Genomic DNA, 18,608 nt, shown 5'->3' with positions numbered 1-18,608 from the left:
AAAAAAAATTAACACACCCCACAATCCCCTCTCAAGAGGGGACTTACAGATTCCCGCCTGCGCGGGAATGACTGATCTTGTTAGTCTTCACCTTCAAAGTCTACTTCAACTTCTGAATCTTCATCTTCCATATTAATGATTTTCGCAACACTCACCAATTTTTCGTCTTTGCTGAGACGAATCAAAGTCACGCCTTGAGTGTTTCTTCCAACCGTTGAGATTCCGCTGGCTTTGGTACGAACCAGAGTCCCACCATTACTAATCAGCATCACTTCGTCATTTTCAGTCACTTGACATGCACCGACAACTCCGCCGTTTCTTTCAGAACATTGAATCGCAATCACACCTTGTCCACCACGATTAATCAGGCGGAAATCGTCTAATGGTGTTTGTTTGCCATAGCCGTTTTCGGTACAGACGAGAACATTTCCTTCATGAGCAACAAACATGGAAACCACACTTTGGTTTTTCTTGAGTTTGATACCGCGAACTCCACGAGCTGTTCGACCCATTGCTCTGACATTTTCTTCATCAAAGCGAACACACTTACCGTCGGTTGTGAATAACAGAATTTCTTTGCTTCCATCAGTGATTTCTACATTGATTAAATGATCATCGTCCAATAAATCCAAACCAATCACACCATTCGCCCGAACATTTTTGAAATTGGTCAATGCACTTTTCTTCACGATTCCTTTGGCCGTAGCAAAAAAGATGTATTTGTCTTCTTCATATTCACGCACAGGTAGAATTGCTGTGATTCTTTCGTCTTTTTCTAAAGGTAAAAGATTAACCAACGGTTTACCTCTGGCTGTTCGTGAAGCCATTGGCAATTCATAAACTTTTAACCAATACAACTTACCTTTATCACTGAAACATAACAATGTATCATGAGTATTAGTAATCCACAATCTTTCAACAAAGTCCTCTTCTTTCATCTTGGTAGCAACTTTACCTTTGCCGCCACGGCGTTGAGACTGATAAACATCCAGTTGCTGCATCTTCGCATATCCGGCATGGGATAATGTGACCACCACTTCCTCTTCGGTGATTAAGTCTTCCATTGTCAAATGCATTTGATGCTCAATGATTTCAGAACGACGTTCATCCCCAAAGTTTGATTTAACTTCCAGCAATTCTTCTCTGACAACTTCCAACAATCTGTCAGGATTAGTAAGTATTTCGATAAACTCTTGAATTCTAATGATAATATCTTTGAATTCATCAGTAATTTTTTCTTGTTCCAGACCGGTTAAACGATGCAATTGTAAATCCAGAATCGCTTTTGCCTGAACCGGAGACAACTGATAGCCATCGTCAAACATTCCGTATTCATCCGATAAATCTTCCGGACGACAGAGATCGGCTTCACCGGAAAGCATTGTACGAATTAATTCAGACTTCCATCGTTTTGCAAGCAAGGCTTCTCTGGCAACTGCCGGACTTTCAGAGGCTTTAACCAGTGCAATGATTTCATCAATATTTGCCAATGCAACTGCCAGGCCTTCAAGGATATGAGCTCTGTCTCTGGCTTTTTTCAACAGGAACAATGTGCGTCTGACAATCACTTCCCTGCGATGCTTGAGGAATGCATCCAGAATTTGTCGCAGATTCAACAATTCCGGTTGTCCATCAACCAAAGCGACCATATTCATGCCGAAGACAGTTTGCAATTGTGTCAGTTTGAACAACTGGTTGAGCATCACTTCCGCGACTTCTCCGCGTCGCATTTCAATGACAATTCGCATGCCATCCTTATCAGACTCATCACGAAGTGCACTGATTCCTTCAATTTTCTTCAGTTTGAGCAATTCGGCAATTTTTTCTATCAGTTTGGCTTTATTAACCTGATAAGGCAATTCATCGACAATAATGCTTTGTTTGCCGTTGGATTCTTCCTCAATATGCGTTTTCGCGCGCATATAAATCTTGCCACGACCCGTTTCATAGGCTTCACGAATTCCCGCAGCACCATTGATAATCGCTGCGGTGGGGAAATCCGGTCCCGGTAAATGTTCCATCAATTCATCAAGAGTGATTTCGTTGTTATACGACAATGCAATAATGGCGTCGATAACTTCGTTCAAATTATGCGGAGGAATATTGGTTGCCATCCCTACAGCAATTCCGGATGAACCATTGACCAGCAAATTCGGAACTCTGGAAGGTAAAACAGCCGGTTCTTGTTCGGTTTCATCGTAGTTAGAGACGAAATCAACGGTATCCTTGTCAATATCTTCCAGTAACTGATGAGCAATTTTGGACATGCGGATTTCCGTATAACGCATTGCCGCAGCGGAATCACCATCCACCGAACCGAAGTTTCCTTGCCCGTCAACCAGCATATAACGCAATGAAAACGGTTGAGCCATTCGGACGATGGTGTCATAAACTGCTGAATCACCGTGTGGATGATATTTACCGATCACATCACCGACAATACGAGCTGATTTTTTATAGGCCTTATTCCAATCATTTCCCAGTTCGCTCATGGCAAATAAAACCCGTCTGTGAACCGGTTTCAAGCCATCACGAACATCCGGCAAAGCCCTGCCGACAATAACGCTCATTGCGTAATCCAGATAGGACTTTCTCATCTCATCTTCGAGATTGACTTTAAAAATTTCCGTAGTTTGATCGACCATAAATATAAAAATTCCAGCTTAATTCGCAATCGAGGGATTATATCACAGCCTGATTAAAATGTATTGATTTGAAGAATGATTTTATAGAAGTTTATCGGCTTAAAATTGAGATAATTTCTTCCGAATTCATGGGCTTGAAAAAGTAATATCCTTGTCCGAAATCCACACCCATTGATGCTAATGTTTCAGCGCCTTCGAGATTCTCAATTCCTTCAGCAACGATTGACATTCCAAGCCTTTTCGCCATTTCAGTAATGACTTCCAGCATGATTAAACTTTTGGGATTGGATTCAATTGCTTTGATAAATGCCTGATCGATTTTCAAAGAATCAAAATCCAGTTCAAGAAGATGTTGGAAACCCGAATAACCGGTACCGAAATCATCCAGAGAAATTTTAAATCCGTAATTATGGCAGTCTTTAATCCAACGTCGAACCAAACCATATTCTGCCAACATTGATTCGGTAATTTCAATCTTGATATTTCTCGCTTTGACTTTATGCTTTTCTGCAATTTGCTTGATTCGTTCAAAAAAGTGAGCATCCGATAATTGTGCAATAGACACATTGATACTCATAAACAAATCAGGAAGTTTGACATCGTAAGTTTTTCTGGCTTGTTGGAATTCTGACAATTGCCGACAAGCATTATCAAAAATACTCAAACCCATCGTCACAATCAAATCACTTTCTTCTGCCAAAGAGATAAATTCAAAAGGTGAAATCATGCCTTTTTCTGGATGTTTCCATCGGCTTAAGGCTTCAAACCCGGCAATATAGCCTTGATCCAGGTTAACCATGGGTTGATAAACATTGACCACATCACCATTCTCTAAAGCCTGAAACAATTCCTTTTCAAACCGAATTTTATGGATACCTTCAGTTAAATTGAGATTATGCTCGTTGCCTCCAATGGTCTTATTCGCATCTCTTACTTCCCGGTAATTGGGTTGTGTCATATTACGGATGCGTTTTAATAACACATTCATTAAAGTACGAATAATCGGATCTGAACTCTGTAATCGTTGTGTGATTTGAGTTTTATTGATTTGCATAAGCTCCAAATCACTCTCCGCATACGCACTCACTAATCTCATACTACTATCAATCACACCCATCTCGCCGAGCAATTCTCCGGAGCTGAGCGTTGTTATCAAACTTCCTGTCTGGTCATCAACATACAGACCAACAGTGCCTGACTCGATAATATAAGCACAATCGGCTTCATCACCAACTTTAAAAACCAAGTCCCCTTTGCTGAAAAATATTGTGTTGGAATGATTAGACATTTTATGACTCTGTTGAAAGTTCCATCGCCAACCAGCGTCTGGCACGTTTCCAGTATCTTCTGACGGTGCGGACACTGACGTCCAGAGCTTCTGCGGTTTCAATCTCTGAATAACCGGCAAAATAACGACATTCAACTGTACTCGCTAAAATCGGTTCGATTTCTTCCAGTTTGCTTAATGCACCGTTGACGGCAAGAATTTCCAAAGAATTATCCGTGACATTCACTTTTGAGTCCGTCAATGTCGTAGAACTGAGATGACCTCCACGCTTTTCTCGTTTGTTGCCTTTGAGCTGATCCAAAATTAATTGTCGCATTGCCGTTGCTGCAATTGCCAAAAAGTGCATCCGACCTTTTGCATTGACGGCTAAAGATTTTGAGAACTTGAGATAAACCTCATGAACCAAATCATTGGGCGTGATTAAGTTAGGATTGAGTTTATTGAGCTGAATATCTGCAATTTTACACAATTGCGCATAGAGAGCGTCAACAATAACAGCGAGCTCCATTTTTTCACCATCGGCATACGCCAAGATATGCTGTGTAATATTTTCGATGCTATTATTCATCAGCTAAACAAATATCAGAACAGGTAAAATTCTAACAAATAATTCCCGCCTTAGATACGAAAATCTCACCCAAATCCCAATTTCCCACTTGATTAAAACACTGTTGTCCTTATATTGGGAGCATTCTCAATTATTTGAATCGAAAAAGAATTATGGCAAAAAAAGAAAATTTACAATTTCAAACAGAAGTCAATCAATTGTTACAGTTGATGATTCATTCTCTTTATTCCAACAAAGAGATATTTCTCAGAGAATTGATTTCAAACGCTAATGATGCTTGTGAAAAACTCCGTTTTGCAGCATTAAGCGATGATTCTCTTTACGAGGGTGATAATACACTAAAGATTGAAATCGAATTTGATGAGGATGCCAACACAGTAACTATTCGTGATAACGGAATCGGCATGACTCGCGAAGAAGTGATTACAAATATAGGTACCATTGCCAAATCAGGCACAAAAGAATTTCTCAGTCAATTAACCGGAGACAAAGCCAAGGATTCCAAAATGATTGGTCAATTTGGTGTTGGGTTTTATTCGTCTTTCATTGTTGCCGACAAAGTGACTTTAAAAACTCGTAAAGCCGGCACAGAATCAGCGGTTATGTGGGAATCAACCGGTGAAGCCGATTTCAGTATTGAAGACACCAGTTATGAAACGCGAGGAACAGAAATCACTCTGCATTTAAAATCCGATGAAAAAGAATTCGCCAATCAATATCGTTTGAAATCAATCATCACTAAATATGCAGACAATTTGTCATTCCCGATAATGATGCTGGAAACCAGTGAAGTTGATAGCGATGACAAAGACGAAAACAAAGAAAAAGCTACAGTTACTGAATGGAAACAAGTCAACCGTGCTCAAGCCCTTTGGACGTTGCCAAAAAATGAAATCAAGGAGGAAGACTACAAAGAATTTTACAAAACCGTTTCTCATGACTGGAATGACCCAATGGTTTGGTCGCACAATCAGGTTGAAGGAACTTACGAGTACACTTCCCTGCTCTACATTCCGTCCAAAGCGCCTTTTGATTTGTGGGAACCGGATGGTCAACATGGTTTAAAACTGTACGTTCAACGCACATTTATCATGGATGATAGTAAAAATTTATTGCCAAGATACCTGAGATTTGTCAAAGGTGTGATTGATTCCAACGACTTACCGTTAAACGTATCACGTGAAATTTTACAAAGCAACAAAGTCATTGAATCCATTAAACGAGCTTCGACCAAAAAGATTCTTGGTCTGTTAAAAACCATGTCCGAAACTGAGACCGAAAAGTACCAACAGTTCTGGACAGAATTCGGTCCCGTCATGAAAGAAGGTGCTCATGAAGATTTCAAAAACAAGGAAGACATTGCCAAATTGTTACGTTTTGCAACAACTCATAACGAAGATGATACGCAAAATGTTTCCCTACAAGACTATATATCCCGCATGAAGCCGGAACAGGAAAATATTTACTACATCACCGCAGACAGTTATAAAACTGCGAAAAACAGCCCGCATCTTGAAGTTTTCAAGAAAAAAGGCATCGAAGTTTTATTGTTATCTGATCGCATTGACGAATGGTTGGTTAGTGGCTTAACCGAATTTGACGGTAAAAAACTCAAATCCGTTGCTAAAGGTGATTTAGACAAACTCGATACAGAAGAAGACAAAAAAGAAATCGAAAAAGCCGAAAAAGATTATCAGAAAATTCTCAAACGCATGGAAAAAGTATTGGCGGATAAAGTTGAAAAAATCAAAATTTCATCCCGTTTGACAGACTCAGCATCCTGTATTGTTCTCAACGAGCACGACATGGCGTTGTACATGCAACAACTGATGAAACAAGCCGGACAAGCAATGCCAAGCAGCAAACCAACTTTGGAAATCAACATCGAACACCCGATTTTCAAAAAATTATCAGATGAAAAAGACAAAGAAGTCTTCGCCGACTGGACCACTTTACTGTTTGAACAAGCCGTTCTAGCCGAAGGCGGTCAACTGGAAGACCCTGCCGGATTCGTCAGAAAATTGAATACTTTGATGTTGAAGTAGGCGGTTATAATTAATTGCAAATCAGAAAAGGTGTGACTGAGGAGGTTGCACCTTTTTTTGTTGGTTTTAGAAAACCAATAAAATCATTGTCTTTCTCAACTTTATTGAGACCAAACGGCAGGACAGCCGTTTTGCCACGCGAAGCGACCCGCAGGGTTCGTAGCAGGAGCGAAGAGACAATCCAGTCATACTGAATTTATTTCAGTATCTAATAATATTGGCATATTTTGCGTGCTCAAAAAGTACCGCAAAAAGAGCACCCCAAACTCTCAACCTTCGGTTTCCCTTAATATTTCCTCAAATTTGGCGAGGTATTTGAACTCGCTTCGCTCAGACATAAATACCTCGTAACTCCAAATTTGCATAAATATTTCGGTGAGAATTAAGGGGTTTAAAAAGAACACCGACATACTGATCGGAGTGGACAAAGTCCACGAAGTCGTAAGTATCTCCTAACTATTCCTTGATTTATAACATGACAAACAGGTAGTTGGTTTTAACCAATATATTTGGTAGGTTGGCGCTGAACGAAGTGAAGCCCAACAGTTTTGCTTAAAATAATGTCGGGCTTCGTAAACTCAGCCCAACCTACTTGCTAAAAAACTCGGGAACAATTTCGCTGGCTTTTCCATAAATTGATTCCTGAAAATGGCTTTTTTGCTCTCCGGGTTCGAGGTTGAGTTCAACGGTGCGAGCTCGGGCTTGGTTGGCGATTTCAACGAATCCGGCTGCGGGATAGACTGAACCGGATGTGCCGATGGATACAAATAAATCGCATTGCAGAAGCTCCTGATAAATTCGCTCCATTTCATAAGGCATTTCGCCAAACCAAACAATATCTGGTCTGAGTCCGCCAACTTTTCCGCAAAATGCACATGGCATATCTTTGCCAAGTTCTCCTTCTATACGACTGATTTGATTGCAAAATGTACAAGATTTACTGAGCAATTCTCCGTGCATGTGGATGAGATTACGACTCCCCGCTCTTTCGTGCAAGTTATCTACATTTTGAGTAACTAGCAGGAAATTTTTGAACTTTTTTTCAGCTTCTGCCAGAGCAAAATGGGCTGCATTAGGTTTAACTGTTTTCAAATTCGCTCGTCGTAAATTGTAAAACTTATGCACCAAATCGGGGTTTCGGGTAAAGGCTTCGGGAGTAGCGACATCTTCGATGCGATGATTTTCCCACAAACCATTATTATCACGAAAAGTTGACAAACCGCTTTCCGCTGAAATTCCCGCTCCTGTGAGAACCACTATTTTCATGGTGATTGAGTTTGATTGAGCGCAAAAATCAGCAATTTTCGCGAGATTTTTTCTTCACGATTTCGCGGCGCTTGTAAATTCATTCTTTGCAAATATTTGGAGTTATCTTGTTGTGATTTGTGCAGTAAGGACTTGAATAGAAGTTTGATTTTGGAAAATGTCGAGCCGGTTTGTGATTTTAAATATTTTAAGGCTTTGACAATGACTAATTCTTCATCGGTAAAATCACATCCGAAGGGGAATGTTGGGAAAAGTCCTGAATGTTTGAAATGATTGATTTGTTTATCCAATTCTTGAGCAGTGTTACTACGAAATTTTTGTGGGATTTCCCAATCAGCTGACAACTTATTGAATCGCACCGCTGTTTGACGTAGCTCTTCCTGAAATTGCGAGTCTGCAATACAAATCATGCGTTTGATGCATTCTTCATCGGATTGACCGCGTAAATCAGCGATTCCGTATTCGGTGATAACTATATCGCGTAAATGGCGTGGAATCGTGCAGTATGGGTATTTCCAGACGATATTGCTTACCAAACCTTTAGCTCCGGCATGCGTGCTTCGTACCATCAGAATCGAGCGACTATTTTCCAGAGTTTGCGCCATAGCAACAAAATTATACTGACCACCAACGCCGCTGACAACTTGATTGTTATCCAACGTATCTGAAGCTGCTGCTCCAAGCAAATCAACTTTCATGCAAGTATTGATAAATCGTGCTTTAATGCGCTGCACTCTGTCCAGTTCTTCGCCACCATAAAGTTCATTCACTTGACTCACCGGTGTCATTTGGAACAGCTCTCTATCGCTTTCATTTAATTCATGCAACCAACGATAAAACCACCTCGAACCCAGAAAAAAAGCACCGTGTAAAAGAACTCCTTGCTTTAATTCATCGCCTAAACAGTTTTCCTGAATGGCTTTGATGTTTTTGTATTCAAATAAATCGGTTTTATATTTTTTCCCTTTGGAATCAATCATATAACCTTTTTGCATTTGCAAATCAGCCTTAAGGATTCCCAAATTTTGCAATCTTTGCATTTGCTTTTTGGTAATAAATTCATCCAAAACTTCATGTTGCAGTAAAATCTCAATAATGTTTCTTTGAATTTTCTCAGTGATGATTTCCTGGTTCAGCAACGACTGAATTTGTGCATCCGGATACACTTTTCGTTTCAAAATTCCTTCATCATACAAATGGGCAAAGCCTTCGACAAACATTTCACTGGCTGCATAAACGCCTTTGTCAAAAGTCGATGTTGAGCCTGATTTTTTTATTACTTCATAGCATTTATCGAAAATATGTAATTCTTGCAGTATTTTTTGATACTTGGAGTTTTGATTTTGTCGCAATTTCATTGCATAAATCAAAGCATCGCCCAATGAGCCAATGCCGACTTGCATGGTTCCTCCATCTTCAATCAGACTGCTGGCTAATAAGCCGATGTTGTAGTCCGTATTATTGATGGCCGTTTTTGGAGTTGCAAATGGTTGAAAATATTGAGTTTTATCATCGATCAAAATATCAAAGAAATCCGCTTCAACCTGGGCTTTACCACCCATGAAAGGTAAATTTGGATTCACCATCCCGACTATTAATGGTTTTTTAATTTTCTTACGTTTTGCAATATTGATGATGTCAGTAGTTAAGTCTGTATTGCTGCTGAGACTATAAACTTTTTTGCCGTCAATTTCTTTAACTGAAACCATTTGCATCAGAACATTCAATCCATTACTCAACATATCACGAGCGGCGTGAGTGTAATTACTGCTGGTGTAATTTTTTTGTGCGGTTGCTGATTTGAGCATTTTGCCCGATTGCATATAAAATTCCGTGACTTTCATGTTTTCAGGAACTTTATCTCTAGCCACATCATTAATATATTCCAGCTGTGGATAATTTTCGCCAAACAATCTGTCAGTAAATGGTTTCAAAAATCGTTTTTCAAACAAAGATTTACCAACTGGTACTTGCAGAGATAATGCTGTGCATATTTCCAGATTTATGCTTGAATCTGTCGTGGCTTTTTGCCAAATTTCATTAATTAATGGATTGGGCTTACCAATTCCTAAAGGTGTTCCAATGATTAAATCTTTACCCGCAGAGCTGATAAGGTTTTGAACGCAATCTGAAATTTTGTTGAAATGAATTGTCATACAACAAATTATAAACGGAAATACTTAAGGAGCAACAATCTCCTCAAAAGAGTTGCTGAATATTAAGTCCTCAATAAAAACTATATCATCAAATAAAACTGTTGAAGGATTTGGTGAACCAGTATCATTGGTCGCTAAGCCGACATGAAATCTTGCATATTTCATACCATCAGGGACTGTCAGCACTCCTAGAATAGGTTCCCAACTATCAAACACTCCCCATAAATTGAGAGTACTATAATGCCCAACATAGTTTTGATTTTCATCCAACCAATCAATCCATAAGTACCCTGCCTGAGCCTCAGAGCTACCAATAACCTTGCTCATCACCTGAGCATAGTACTTCTCTCCCGAGACCACCGGTATAGCTGTTTCCCAATATGCACGAACAACTCCTCCATTATTTATGGTATCAGAAATCTCAAGACTCCCATTGGACAAAGCACCATCTTGTCCATTCCATGATGTTGTTGTTGATGCATTTCCATAATCTGCCCAACCAAGAATTCCGGTATCAAAATCAGGATTTGTGATTAAGTTCTGACAATATCCACTTGTAAAAAATAGAAATGTTAAGAAAAGTAGTTTATTTGAATGTCTCATAAGTCACCAATAATTAGCTATTATTAGTTTAACGACATTAACTTCTAAAATAGGACAAGTTAATAATAGAGGCCTTTGCTCGATTCGTGAGCAAAAGTCTCTAATAAATCAATTTTGTCTTGCCTTGTGAAGTTTTTTATAGCTTTCCAGTAATTTCAAATGCCTGTCGATTCCTTTAAGGTTCATCCCTGTTTCAAACAAGCCACTGAAGCGAATTTCACCAAAAACAGAGCCTACAACTTCGTCCATTGTTTTCTTACCAAACATACGGTTGAGGTTGTTCAGGTAATCATTAAGCTCTAAATGATCACTCAATTCAATTTCCAAAACTGTTTGCATTGCCTGATAAAAGAGATTTCGCTCAACGGTATTGACATTGTACTGCAAGAATTCCTCAACTAAATCCAATGCTTCTTCAAGTTCGTCCAAAGCGAGATAACACAAGATTTTCAACTCAAGAATGGTCAATTGTCCCCAAACAGTGTTTTCATCAAATTCGATACCAATCAATGTGATAATATCGGTGTAATTATCCAACTGGCTTTCTTCCAGTCTTTCAACCAAATCCACCAATTGTTCATCCGTCAGATTATGAATATTGAGAATATCCTCTCTGAAATCCAACGCTTTGTTAGTATTGTCCCAAATCAAGTCTTCAACCGGATAGATTTCAGAATAATCCGGCACCAGAATCCGACAAGCAGTACCAATATTTGTAAATTCCGCGATGTAAACCTCTTTTCCTATATCTTTCAGAATTTTCAACAAGGTTTCACATTCTTGTTCATTGGTTCCCGAAAAATCCCAATCGTAAAATTCATAATCATGTTTTTCACTAAAGAATTTCCACGAAATCACACCGGATGAATCTATAAAATGCTCGACAAAGTTTTCCGGTTCTTTAATAGCAAAGCTATTAAACGTCGGTTTTTTAATGTCATTCAAGCCTTCAAAACTACGTCCTTGTAATAACTCGGTTAAACTGCGTTCCAATGCCACTTCCATACTTGGGTGTGCTCCAAATGAAGCAAAAACTCCGCCGGTTTTTGGGTTCATCAATGTCACATTCATCACCGGAAATTGTCCGCCGAGTGAAGCATCTTTTATCACAACAGGAAAGCCTTGCTCTTCCAACGCTTTGATTCCGGAGAGTATCTTGGGAAATCTTTGTAAAATGTCTTTTGGAACATCCGGTAAGGTGATTTCCTGTTCTATGATTTGTTTTTTTACCGCTCTTTCAAATATTTCTGATAAGCATTGAACTTTGGCTTCTAATAAATTATTTCCGGCACTCATGCCATTGCTGAGAAACAGATTTTCGATTAAATTGGATGGAAAATAAACAGTCTCACCATCTGAGAGTCGTTGATAAGGAATGCAACAAATACCACGATCTATATTTCCGGAATTTGTATCAATCAAATGCGAACCTTTAAGTTCACCATCAGGATTGTAGATTTTCAGACAATGTTTATCCAAAATACCAGCCGGCAATTTATCGTTTTTAGTTAATGGAAACCATTTTTCATTGGGATAATGTACAAATTCGCTATTGGCTATGTCTTCGCCAAAGTACTGATCGTTATAGAAAAAATTACAATTTAATCGCTCAATAAACTCTCCCAAAGCAGAACATAAGGCGCTTTCTTTGCTCGAGCCTTTGCCATTGGTGAAACACATTGGCGATGCTGCATCCCGAATATGCAAAGACCAGACATTCGGAACCAGATTGCGCCACGATGCGACTTCAATCTTCATGCCTAAATCAGACAAAATCTTCGTCATGTCTGTAATGGTTTGTTCCAGCGATTTATCTTTCCCCTCGATAAAAGTTTCACTTTCAATATCGGTTAAATTGATCAGCATCGCTTGGGAATCAGCATCAATATTTTTTACAACTTCTACCTGAAATTCCGGTCCTTCCTGAACCACTTTCTTGACTGTACAACGATCTATTGAGCGTAAAATCCCTTGGCGATCTTTTTCAGAAATATCCTCTGGTAATTCAATTTGAATTTTGAAAATCTGCTTATAACGGTTTTCAGGATCAACAATATTATTCTGGGATAAGCGAATGTTTTCTGTCGGAATATCACGAGCCAAACAATAGACCTTTGCAAAATATGCGGCACACATAGCTGAAGATGCCAGAAAATAATCAAACGGCCCGGGAGCAGAACCATCGCCTTTGTAACGAATCGGTTGGTCGGAAATGACCTTAAAATCATCAAATTGAGCCTCAAGTCTGAGGTTATCCAGATAATTGACCTTGATTTCCATAGAATGACTGAAATTTAAAAACGAGCCGAATTATCGTTGTTTTTCTCACAATAGTCTTGGAATTTAGAGCAATTAGTTCGAATGATAAAGATTTTTAATTAAATTTCTCCACAATCAATTAATGGAGTTACCCAATATTTCAATTTAAAACGACTACCAATTTGACTGAACTTATTGAGAATTTCTTTCAACTGTTTGGGTTCATGAATCAATTCCAAACGATAAAAATCCTTATATCCTTCAACTTGTTCACGAATATTGTACTGCGAATGCTTCCGGCTGAATCCATTCGCTTTTGATAAGGTAAAGCCGGAAATATCTTCCATTTCCAGTATTAAATCCACAGCATCATCCTTGATTTTAGTATTGAGCATTATTGTAAGTATTTGAAGTTCACACATTTTGTTTTGATTCAATTTTATAATATAAAAACGGGAGTAAATAAAGTGTTGCAAGTGTTGAGGAAAACAGACCTCCGATGACGACAATAGCAAGAGGCTTTTGTATCTCAGCACCGGGACCTGTGGCTATAACTAAGGGAATCAGACCAAACATTGCTGTTGTTGCAGTCATCAGTATTGGCCTCAATCTATCTGTTGCAGCATTCGAGATTTTTTCTATTAAATTTGTTGTTTGATAACGCATTTCCTCAAAATGAGACAGCATAACAACTCCATTTAGTATCGCAACACCGAGTAATGCAATAAAACCGACAGATGCCGGTACAGACAGATATTCTCCTGAAATATACAAACTAATCACACCACCCATCATTGCAAAAGGTATATTTGCCAGAATCAAAAAAGACTTTAATAGTGATTTAAATGTAGTGAATAATATAATAACGATGAGGAGCAACACCACAGGAATCACCATCATTAAATTATTGGATGCTCTGATTTGGCTTTCAAACTCACCCCCAAACTCGACTAAATATCCACTGGGCAGATTCACATCCTTTCCAATTTTTTCAGTAATTTCTTCAACAAAACCAACAATATCACGGTTTTCTACATTACAAGCAACCACTGCAAAGCGTTCTGCATTTTCCCTTTCAATAATGGCCGGACCTTCACTAAAGGATATATCCGCAATATCTTTCAGCGTCAGAATACTGTTATCCGGCATGATGATATTGTAGTTCTTTAATTGGTTGATTGATGACAACTCAGAGTCATCATATAAATTATTTGAGAACAATATCGGCGTTTTAAATTTTCCGGATATCAATTCAGAAATTTGAACTCCATCTATCTGAGACTTGAGATATCTTGAAAGTTCACTCACAGTGAGCTGATATTCTGATGCAATCTCCGGTTTCAAAATAATATTGATATAATCACCACCTTCAATTAAAGTTGTTTGGATATCAACACTGCCTTCTACTGTTTTAATCACACGACTGATTTCATGAGCTAATTCAGATAGTTTTGAAACATTTTCACCAAAAACTTTCACTGTAACTGCACCGGTGCTTCCGGTAAGCATTTCCGAGACCCTCATTTGAATCGGTTGAGTGAATCCAAAATTAATTCCGGGAAACTTCAATAACAACTTCCTGATTGCATTTTCAAGTTCAGTCTTAGTTGCAAACCTCCATGTATCAATCGGTTGCAGTTCCATGAAGATATCTGTTTCATTCAAGCTCATGGGGTCAAGACCTAATTCATCAGAACCTGTTCGAGCAACTATTTGTTTGATTTCAGGAATTTCTTTAAGTAGAGCTTTTTCTATTTGTTTATCCAAATCAATTGATTCTTTGAGTGAAATCACAGGTGTTTTCTCAAGCTGAACGATTAAATCTCCCTCATCAAGAACCGGCATAAATATTTTTCCAATTTGAAAAAACAAAAAGACACTAATCAATAAAACCGAAAAAATAAAAACCATAAATTTAAACGGAGCTTTTAATACTTTGCTTAATGATGTAGAGAATAAATTTTGCATTCTGAGGATAAAGGTAGGTGTTTTATTTTCCTGGCTCGTTATCAGAAAAGTTGCTATAACGGGTATGATTGTGACTGAAGCAAGCAAAGCTATGGTCATGGCAAAAACTATGGTTAATGCTACAGGGGAAAATAGTTTCCCTTCTAGACCGGAAAGACTCAGTAAAGGAATAAACACCATAATCACAATGATTGTTCCCGAAAACACCGGCTTTGCAACTGATTTACAAGCCCGGTAAATAAGATGCATTCGTGGCAAATTAACGCCTTTGTTTAGCTGGCTGACAATATTTTCAATCACAACCACAGATGAATCAACAATCATACCTATGGCAATAACCAATCCACCTAAACTCATCAGGTTTGCGGATAATCCAAATTGTTTCATCAGAAAAAAAGTAATGACAACAGCAATTGGAATAGACAGAGAAACAACAAATGATGCTTTCACATGCCATAAGAAAAAAGCCAGTAAAACGATAACCAATAAAATTGCCTGAATTAAAGCGCTGGTAATCGTATGAACTGCTGTATCTATTAAATTTGTCCTATCATAAAAAACATTGAGTTCAGTGCCTTCCGGAAGAGTGGTTTTTATTTGCTCCAGTTTTGTTTTTACTCCTTGAACAACCTGAGCAGTATTACTATCTTTAAGTGCGACGATGAGGGCTTCGGTAGTTTCATATCCATCTTTTGTAACTGCTCCGTACCTTATCATATTGCCATAAAAAACTTCACCCAAAGATTTAAGATAATATATTTCGCCATTATCATTTTTTACAATCAAATCAGATATGCTTTCAAGATTTTTAAACTTTCCTTCGGAACGGATGGTGATCGAGTCTGTTCCAATGTTAATTTTGCCGATGCTGCCATTTAAATTGGATTGTTCAATAACTGTTTGAATTTCCTCAAGTGAGATATTGGCTTCCTGTAATTTGATAATATCAGGAGCATATTGTATTGTTGAGGTATAACCTCCAAGAACATTCACCTCAGCAACACCCGGAACTGTTCTTAATAGAGGTCTGATTTGCCAATCGAGGATATGCTTTCTCTCCGTTAGTGAGAGATTAGGATTTTCTATGGAGAACATGAACATTTCACTCAATGGCGTACTCATTGGAGCTAATCCTCCGGAAACACCTTCAGGCAAATCATTCCAGATATTTTGAAGTCTTTCATTAACTTGCTGACGCGCCCAATAAATATCTGTACCATCATGGAAATCTAAAGTGATTGATGTTATGGCATATTTGGTTGTTGAACGTAAAATCGACTTATTGGGAATGCCTAATAACTCCGTTTCAACAACTCTGGTTACTTGTTGCTCTATCTCTTCGGCTGTCATACCGGGAGCTTTAATAATAATGTTAACCTGTGTGCTCGAAATATCAGGAAAAGCATCAATTGCTATGGTTTTCCAAGAATATGCACCAACAATTATTAACAGAATAAAAGATATTAAAACAAACAGCCTTTGGGTTAACGAAAACCGAATAATTCTTTCAAGCATTAATCGCCTCCAAAGCCGAGTTGAATTCCATTAACAGCACTTACTGATGTTGTAAGAACTTGTTTCTGTGAGAGTTGAGTTTCTGATGTCACAAAATAATTGTCCAATTCTGAGGAAATGATTGAAACTTTCACGCTAAGCAATTCATTACCTTGTTTAATAAAAATAGAGGTTTCTCTATCCTGAACGTAAACAGAGGATTTTGGAATGATATAACTGGTCGATTGATAATGAGGAGTCACACTCAAAGATTGCCCCGGATATAACTGACAGTTTGGCAAAATGTTTTCACTCCATAAATTGACAAACATACCTGATGAGATATTTTCGACCTCAGAAATTTGGAGCTTACATTCCTTATAAGAAACTGAGTGAAGTTCTTCTGCCTGAGAATTGGATGCTTTGATTTTTAAGCGTAATGCTTGATCAGGAATAATTTTTACCAGTAATTTCTCAGCCTCACTCAAGTCATTTGCCTGTGCTTGCATCAAAATCCCCGATATCGGAGCCTTGAGAATGACAGAGTCCTCACCTGTTGTTTCAATCAGTTCCGCAAAATGTTTTAAATGTCCGTATTCAATTTTTGCGTCATTATATTGCTTAACAATTGCAAACCACTTTTCACTATTGATACTTTTGTTTTGATAGAGTTTTAAATTATTCTTGTATCTCTGTTGACTGAGTTCAAACAAAGATTTGTGTGAAGCTAACATTTCCAGAAAATAATGAACCTCACTTCCTGATAACTTCATAATTTTTGTTCCTTCAGTGACTTTTTTACCATTTTCGACTAATAATTCTATTAACTGCGGATTGAATGGCGAAATCACTTGATAAGATTCATTTGGCTTAGTCGTGACAATTGCTTTTAGAGGGTAACCTTTATAACTATCACTCTTCTCTATTTTAGAAAACGAAAGTTTTAAGTCTCCTAATTCACTGATTGATATTCCTTCGGCTGAAGAAAAATTTGTGGCAAAGAATAAAACCATTAATAATAGTTTTGCTTTTAGCATGTGAAAGACACCCCTGTAATTTTGACTGACTGAAATCATAAAACAACACCTATAACTTGATTTTGCATAGCCTGATTTTTGTATATTAATAATTGATTAAGATTATGACTGTTTAAGTCTTCTTGAAGGTCAATGACTCTTTGAAAATATAAATCTCGCTCAATTTCATTACTTGATTTTAAAGATGTGAGTTTGTTTAAAATTTGTTGAGCATTTTTCGATTTTTCTTCCAATAATTGCTGTTTAGATAATAAGAAAGCATGCTCATTGATTAATTCCTTAAGCTTTAGTGTGAGGTCATCCTTCAATTTTTTATAATCACTTGTTAACTGGCTTTGCTCTTGTAACCAAGTAGTTTTATCGGCTTGTCCCGTTTTATTACGGGATAAAGGAACTTGTAATTGAATACCAATCTGTTTGTCAGTCAAGTCAAAGGATTTAACTTCTTTAGCAATCGCTGAAACATTCCATGGCGAGTTTTGCAAAGCTGACTCATCAAATAATAATTGTGAATATTCCATTGAATTCTGAATCAACTTTAAAGCAGGATGATTCGAAAAAACAGAACCGCTACTAATAACAGCCTGTTCCGTGAAGTTGCCAGGGATAACATCAACACCAGTGATTTGAATATATTTTTCCAATTGACTCTGCACATCATTCTCAAGTGTCAGTATGGAAATCTGAGTGTCGATAATTCTATTATCCAACATGAGTAATATTTCATTTGAAGCATCACCTAACTGATTTAAACTTGATAAAGTTTCTCTTTGTTGTTTGAGAAAGGTTATTTTATTGATCTCAGTTTGAAGCTGAAATTGTGCAATTTTATAATCCCAAAGTGAACTCCTCACTAGACCGGAAACATACAACTTCAGATTCTCTTCCAAATCTTTTCGGAAGGTCTCATAATGATTTTTGATTTGGTTTTCAATCCTAAAGTGCTTTATGGTCTTAATTGGGAAATTAATAATCAATTCCGTTTCGTCGCTCCCTAAGTTTTTATTACTATTGAGGTAGCCCAATTGTAAAGTCGGAGCCGAAGTCAGAAATTTATACACATCATTTGTATTGGTATCTAGATTTTGAACTATAAGCTTGTTATAACCATCACTCATGATTGAGTGAATTGTTTTGATGTCTTTAGAAACAACTTCAATTGGAACAAAAAATAAAATCGTTACTACCAATATAATATTTTTTTTCATATACTTAATTTGTAAAACCATACATTAGTTAGTGCTAATATAGTGTTTTTTACCAAATATTACATGGTACA

Annotated in this window: 12 protein-coding genes; 1 reads left to right on the top strand and 11 read right to left on the bottom strand. The window is 37.8% G+C overall.

From position 1 onward, the window contains the following. Positions 1–80: 80 nt before the first annotated feature. The 3 genes from gyrA to R3F25_09385 form a co-directional block, all read right to left on the bottom strand. Positions 81–2,645, bottom strand: a complete 2,565-nt coding sequence (gene gyrA / locus R3F25_09395) for a DNA gyrase subunit A (GenBank protein ID MEZ5497031.1) — start codon at positions 2,643–2,645, stop codon at positions 81–83. A 91-nt stretch (positions 2,646–2,736) separates the two neighbouring features. Continuing rightward, the gene (locus R3F25_09390) at positions 2,737–3,933 is read right to left on the bottom strand and encodes an EAL domain-containing protein (GenBank protein MEZ5497030.1); all 1,197 of its coding nucleotides are present in this window, start codon (positions 3,931–3,933) and stop codon (positions 2,737–2,739) included. Between the two features lies 1 nt (position 3,934). Continuing rightward, on the bottom strand, positions 3,935–4,501 hold the full coding sequence (locus tag R3F25_09385) for an ECF-type sigma factor (protein MEZ5497029.1): 567 nt from the start codon (positions 4,499–4,501) through the stop codon (positions 3,935–3,937). A 152-nt stretch (positions 4,502–4,653) separates the two neighbouring features. Between R3F25_09385 and htpG the strand changes: the two genes are divergently transcribed. Then, the gene (htpG, locus tag R3F25_09380; GenBank protein ID MEZ5497028.1) at positions 4,654–6,546 is read left to right on the top strand and encodes a molecular chaperone HtpG; all 1,893 of its coding nucleotides are present in this window, start codon (positions 4,654–4,656) and stop codon (positions 6,544–6,546) included. Positions 6,547–7,134: 588 nt separating this feature from the next. Here htpG and R3F25_09375 read toward each other — a convergent pair. The 8 genes from R3F25_09375 to R3F25_09340 form a co-directional block, all read right to left on the bottom strand. Next, positions 7,135–7,812 carry an NAD-dependent deacylase gene (locus R3F25_09375; GenBank protein ID MEZ5497027.1) on the bottom strand — a complete coding sequence of 226 codons (678 nt, stop codon included), beginning with the start codon at positions 7,810–7,812 and terminating at the stop codon, positions 7,135–7,137. Next, positions 7,809–9,968 carry an acetyl-CoA hydrolase/transferase C-terminal domain-containing protein gene (locus R3F25_09370; protein ID MEZ5497026.1) on the bottom strand — a complete coding sequence of 720 codons (2,160 nt, stop codon included), beginning with the start codon at positions 9,966–9,968 and terminating at the stop codon, positions 7,809–7,811. Before R3F25_09370 ends, R3F25_09375 begins: the two co-directional genes overlap by 4 nt. 24 nt (positions 9,969–9,992) lie before the next feature. Further along, complete coding sequence (locus R3F25_09365; protein MEZ5497025.1) at positions 9,993–10,571, bottom strand: hypothetical protein; 579 nt, start codon at positions 10,569–10,571, stop codon at positions 9,993–9,995. 108 nt (positions 10,572–10,679) lie between these two features. Then, positions 10,680–12,851: an OsmC domain/YcaO domain-containing protein gene (locus R3F25_09360; GenBank protein MEZ5497024.1), complete on the bottom strand. Its 2,172-nt coding sequence runs from the start codon at positions 12,849–12,851 to the stop codon at positions 10,680–10,682. Positions 12,852–12,949: 98 nt separating this feature from the next. Continuing rightward, positions 12,950–13,252 carry a DUF3240 family protein gene (locus tag R3F25_09355; GenBank protein MEZ5497023.1) on the bottom strand — a complete coding sequence of 101 codons (303 nt, stop codon included), beginning with the start codon at positions 13,250–13,252 and terminating at the stop codon, positions 12,950–12,952. Continuing rightward, the gene (locus tag R3F25_09350; GenBank protein MEZ5497022.1) at positions 13,245–16,313 is read right to left on the bottom strand and encodes a CusA/CzcA family heavy metal efflux RND transporter; all 3,069 of its coding nucleotides are present in this window, start codon (positions 16,311–16,313) and stop codon (positions 13,245–13,247) included. Before R3F25_09350 ends, R3F25_09355 begins: the two co-directional genes overlap by 8 nt. After that, complete coding sequence (locus R3F25_09345) at positions 16,313–17,329, bottom strand: hypothetical protein (protein ID MEZ5497021.1); 1,017 nt, start codon at positions 17,327–17,329, stop codon at positions 16,313–16,315. The genes R3F25_09350 and R3F25_09345 overlap by 1 nt, the downstream gene beginning before the upstream one ends. A 35-nt stretch (positions 17,330–17,364) precedes the next feature. Beyond that, positions 17,365–18,537, bottom strand: a complete 1,173-nt coding sequence (locus tag R3F25_09340; GenBank protein MEZ5497020.1) for a hypothetical protein — start codon at positions 18,535–18,537, stop codon at positions 17,365–17,367. Positions 18,538–18,608 lie beyond the last annotated feature (71 nt).

Source organism: Gammaproteobacteria bacterium (assembly GCA_041395445.1).
In the GTDB taxonomy this organism is placed as follows: Bacteria; Pseudomonadota; Gammaproteobacteria; order Xanthomonadales; family Marinicellaceae; genus NORP309.
Note: the sequence above shows the minus strand (reverse complement) of the source record. Positions and strands in the feature narration are given on the sequence as shown.